Annotated in this window: 4 protein-coding genes; 2 read left to right on the forward strand and 2 right to left on the reverse strand. The window is 72.8% G+C overall.

Annotation, left to right across the window (positions count from 1 at the left end; genetic code table 11):
• Window positions 1-215 precede the first annotated feature (215 nt).
• Both VFO68_RS00845 and VFO68_RS00850 read right to left on the reverse strand, forming a co-directional pair.
• A complete protein-coding gene (locus VFO68_RS00845) occupies window positions 216-698 on the reverse strand; it encodes a hypothetical protein (RefSeq protein ID WP_325156163.1) in 483 nt (160 codons plus the stop codon).
• 107 nt (window positions 699-805) lie between these two features.
• Window positions 806-3,466, reverse strand: a complete 2,661-nt coding sequence (locus VFO68_RS00850; protein WP_325156164.1) for an ATP-binding protein — start codon at window positions 3,464-3,466, stop codon at window positions 806-808.
• Window positions 3,467-3,586: 120 nt separating this feature from the next.
• On the opposite strand from VFO68_RS00850, the gene VFO68_RS00855 reads away from it, so the two are divergent.
• Complete coding sequence (locus VFO68_RS00855) at window positions 3,587-4,522, forward strand: VCBS repeat-containing protein (protein WP_325156165.1); 936 nt, start codon at window positions 3,587-3,589, stop codon at window positions 4,520-4,522.
• 99 nt (window positions 4,523-4,621) lie between these two features.
• Window positions 4,622-4,944, forward strand: a 323-nt coding sequence (locus VFO68_RS00860) for a hypothetical protein (RefSeq protein WP_325156166.1), incomplete at its 3' end; no start/stop codon positions are given.

Raw genomic sequence — 4,944 nt, forward strand, 5'->3', positions numbered from 1 at the left:
GGATGTCGGTGCGGATCGAGTCCCCGGGCCCAAACCATGACGTCGCGGAATACCGTTCGGCGGGAGCCGCGTTCGTACCTTTCGCCGCGAGGCGACCGCCGCACCGGCAACAATCTTCGTCCCCGAGTTCCGCCTCCCCCCTCGGGCGTGCTCGGGGACGTTCCCATGTGGACACGCGGTCCGGGCCGGCTGACCACCGGCCCGGACCGATCGGATCACGTCATGGGAATGATCGCCGAGGACGTCGCGGTGTAGGTGACGCCGCGGTAGCGCGCCTCGTGTGCGCACACAACGGTGTACTGCAAACCGACCGGTGCGGGACCGATGGTGAACTCGACGTCGGTGAAGCCGGCGTGCTCCTCGGAGTCCTGGTCGCTGGCCCCGCCGCCGGCACACCGGACGCTCAGGTAGTCGGCGTCGATCTTCACTCCGGTCGGGGTCTCGAACCGGGACCAACCCCGGACATCGGCCGTCACCCGATTCTGCGAGGGCGAACCGCCGGCACCGATCTTGTACACCTGGCCGGTGATGCGGTACTGCGGGCTCGGTGTTCCGCCGCCCCCGCCACCGCCGCCACCGCCGCCGCCCCCGCCACCCGGGTCGCTGGGGTCGATCACGGCGGATGCTCCGCCGGTACCGGCCACGGTCAGTACGAGCGCGCAGCCCAGCGCGCTCAGCGGCCCCATGAACTTTCTCACGATGTGCTCCTCTCCTTGGGACGCAAGGTCTCGGAGAAGCTAGCCATGATCGCTCCCGGGCACCGGCGATCGCGGACGGCGGCGGACACGACCGGACAGGCGAAACCTCACCCGCGCAGCTGACCCCGTACCCGGTCCGCCTCCGGGACACCCAGTTCGGTATAGATCGTCAGCGCGCGCTGCCAGAGGCCGCGGGCTTCGTCGTGCTCGCCCGCGTCGTGCCGGCACCAGGCCAGGCCGTCGAGCGCTCCGGCTTGTTGGAGCCGGTCGCCGATGCGGGTGGCCAGCTCCACGGCCTGTTCGTGGTGTGCCGTGGCCTCGGCCAGGCGGTCCAGGGCCCGCAAAGCCCGGCCCGCGCCGTCGTGTGCCGTGCAGGCCACACCGGGCAGGCTGATCTCCTGGGCGAGCGCGAGAGCCCTGCGGTGGTAGGCGAGCGCGGTGACGTGGTCACCGGTCCGCTGATGAAGCTCGCCGAAGTAGGTCAGGGCCTCGGCCTCGTCGGCCCGACCCGCCACGGCGCGGTGGAGGTGCAGCGCCCGTTCCAGGCAGTCGCGGGCCTCGGTGTACGCACCGAGGCGGGTGTGCGCCATCCCCAGGTTGGTCAGCACCCGGCCTTCGCCGCTGCGGTCGCCGATCGCCCGCGTGCTGTCGAGGGCCCGACGGAGCTCGGCGATCGCCTGCGGATAGTCGCCCAGACTGCAGTGCACCATGCCGAGGTTGGTCAGCGCGTTGCCTTCGCCGTAGCGGTCGCCCAACTCGTCCGCCACGAGTAGGGCCTGTTCGAAATGGTCGACGGCGGCGCGGTAGCGGCCGAGTTGGGCGTACTCGATGCCGAGATTGCCCAGCTCCCGTCCTTCCCGGGCCCGGTCCCCGATCCGGCGGTCGATGTCCAGCGCCTGTTGGAAATGCTCGACGGCGGCCTCGTACTGGCCCAGGCGGTCGTAGACGGTGGCGATGCTGTTCAGCGTGCGGGTCTGAAGGGCGGTGTCGCCTGCCGACCGGCTGATCTCCAGAGCCCGGTTCAGCTGGTCGAGCGCGGGTCGCAACCGCCCGAGCCGGTAGTGGATCTGGCCGAGCTCGCGCAGCGCGGCGGCCTCGTGGGCTGGTTCGGCCCGCGCGCCGGCCACGGCCGCCGCGTCGCCGTGGATGGCCAGGCCCTCGGGGAAGTGGCTGGTGCGGTCCAGGAACCGGCTGAGCGCGGCGGACAACCGCACCGGGAAGTCCGACCGGCCGGACCGGGTGGCCCGCGCGGACAGCGCCACCATCGCGGGCAGCTCCGCGGTCAGCCAGTCCAACGCGTCGCCCGGCGCGGTCCGGCCCGGGGGCGGGGTGGCGCCGGGCTGCCGGTCCACCGGGTAGAGCGTGTCGACCGCCGCCGCGGCGGCCGACACGTAATGCTCCAGCAGGCGATCGGCCGCCGGGTCGTCCTCGCCCAGCTGTTCGCGGGCGTAGGCGCGGAGCAAGTCGTGCATGGCGTAGCGGCCCGGCCGGGTCTGCTGGACCAGGTAGGCGCGAGTCAGCTCCTCGACGCGGGCGTGCGCCTCGCCGGGCGGCAGGCCGGCCAGCGCCGCGACCGACGGCACGTCGAAGTCGACACCCGGATGCAGGCCGAGCAGCCGGAAACACCGGGCCGCGCTGGCCGAAAGCCGACGGTAGGACCAGGAGAACACCTGGCGGATCGCCGTCGCCGGGTCACCGCCCGCCTCCAGCAGGTCCAGGGTGCGCGGTTGGTCGCCCAACTCGGCGACGAGGGCGGCGACGGTGGCCGACGGCCGGCTGGCGGCCACCTCCGCCGCGATACGCAGGGCGAGCGGCAGCCGGACGCAGCGCGCGGCCAGGTCGGCGGTGGCCGCCGGCTGCGCCGCGGCCCGTGCGCCGACCAGCGAGCGCAGCAGCGCCACCGCGTCGTGATCGGGCAGCAGGTCGAGATCGACCCGCTCGGCGCCGTCCCTGGCGACCAGGCCGGCCAGTTGGTCTCGGCTGGTCACCAGCGCGAAACAGGACAACGATCCGGGAAGCAGCGGTCGCACCTGTTCGGCGGAGCCGGCGTTGTCCAACATGATCAGCATTCGGCGGCCGGCGAGCAGCGTCCGGTACCGGGCGGCCAGTTCGCCTGCGTCGAGCGGCAGGTCGGCGCCGGGCACCCCGAGACCCCGCAGGAAGCCGGTCAGCGCGTCCTCGGGACGCACCGGTTCGCCCGGCCCGAACCCGCGCAGGTCGACATAGAGGCAGCCGTCGGGGAACCGGTCGGCCACCCGGTTCGCCCAGTGCACGACGAGCGCGGTCTTGCCAACCCCGGCGGTTCCGGAGATCACGACGACGACCGTTCGCGCGGTGTCGAGCAGCTCATCCAGGTGACTGAGCTGGGCGGCGCGCCCGGTGAACCCGGGAACCGGCATCGGCAGTTCGCGCGGCACCACCGGTGCCGCGTCGGCCGCGGAACGCGGCTTGCGGCGGCCCTCCTCGACGCGGTCGCGGGCCGTGGCCAGCGCCCCCACCTCCTGGGCGCTCGCTCCGAGCAGCCCGACCAGAATGTCGAACCGGTCGGTCGGCGGGAGGGTCCGGCCGGAGAAGTAGTCGCCGATGATCCCGTGCGCCCAGCCGGTTTTCGCGGCCAGTTCCCGGTAGGTGAGGGGGCTGTCGCCGCGGTCCCGGGCGTCGCGCCGGCGCAGTTGGCGCAGCAGGGCGGCGAGTTCTTCGATGGTGCTGGCGGCGGCGATCCGCAGCGGGCTCAGCTCGATGGCGCCGTCGTCCGCCGTGCCGGCCACATATCCTCCCCGGTGTCCAACCGTGCCGAGCGTAGAGACCCGGTGCGGCTGGGGAAACCGCCTGTCCGGCCGTGTCCGATTTTGTCGTCCCCACCGCGACCGGTAGCCACCATGTGCGTCATGAGAATCAGAACCCTGGCCGCGGTGCTCGCGGTCGCCGTGATCGGGTTGGTTCCGGCCCGGACGGAGGCGGACGCGCCCCGTCACCAGCGGCCCTTCGCCGACTTCGACCGCAACCGATCCAGTGACCCCGCTCTGTGGGACCAGCGGACCGGCGACTGGAGGCTCGGCATCGGCTGCAATGACCCGCGCCTGGCTGTCTGTCCGTACTCACACGGAAACCTGCGCGGTGGGCCGGGGGCCGTCGCCGTGCCCGGGGACTACGACGGCGACGGGTTCGCCGACATGGCGCTGTTCGAACCGGCCGGGATCTGGTGGATCAAGGGCCTGAGCGACGGGGACGCCCGGATGGTGGCCTTCGGCCGACCGGACGACATCCCGGTGCCCGCCGACTACGACGGGAACGGCACGACCGACGTCGCGGTGTACCGCCCGGCGGACGGAACCTGGCATGTGCGCGTCGATGATGCCGGCGAGGAGGAGCAGGTCACGGTGTTCGGCGCGCCGGGCGACCGGCCGGTTCCCGGGGACTACGACGGCGACGGTAGCGCCGATCGAGCCGTGTTCCGCCCGGCCGGCGGCAACTGGATCGTGCTCGGCTCGACCGAGGGATTCTCCGTCCGGCAGTGGGGGCTTGGCGACGACAAGCTCGTTCCGGCCGACTACGACGGGGACGGCCGGACCGATCCGGCCGTGTTCCGCCCGTCGACGGGCCACTGGTGGGTGTTGCCCAGCGACGGCAGTGGGCACTACGTCGTTGCGCTGGGGAGGGGGGACGACTGGCTCGTGCCCGCCGACTACGACGGCGACGGACGGGCGGAGATCGCGGTCTACCAGGAGACCACGCCAGAAGGCCGGTGGGTGATCAACGAGCGCGGGCCGCTGAACTTCGGCTTGCCCGGCGAGATCCCGGTGCTCGCCGCCCAGCTGGCCTGACTCGCGTCCGGCCGCGTCCGGGCCGGTCCGGGACCGCCATCATCCGACGCACCGCATCCCTACCGTCCCCCCTCGTCCCATTCAGACAAGGGAGGACCCATGAAACCCTTACCCTGGCGGCGGGTGCTCGCGGCGCTGGCCTGCGTCGCGGTCGCCGCCACCCTTCCGGCGGTGCTCGGCCGGACCGCCGTCGCAAGCGTCCCCACCCCGCAGATCGGTGCGCTGCGCGGCAACCTCGAGCTGGTCGAGCGTTTCGGTGCGGCCCGGGGCTGGGCCCAGGAGCGGGGCGTCGCCGACCTGCCGGTCGAGGTGCTCTTCTACGTCGACGGTCCGATCGGCTCGGGATCATTCGCCGGGGGGACCGTCGCCGACCTGCCCTACCCGGGGATCGGCGACCACGGGTTCGCTTTCGTGCTGCCACA

It is taken from the genome of Actinophytocola sp. (genome assembly GCF_035712165.1).
Classification (GTDB): Bacteria; Actinomycetota; Actinomycetes; order Mycobacteriales; family Pseudonocardiaceae; genus DASYTH01.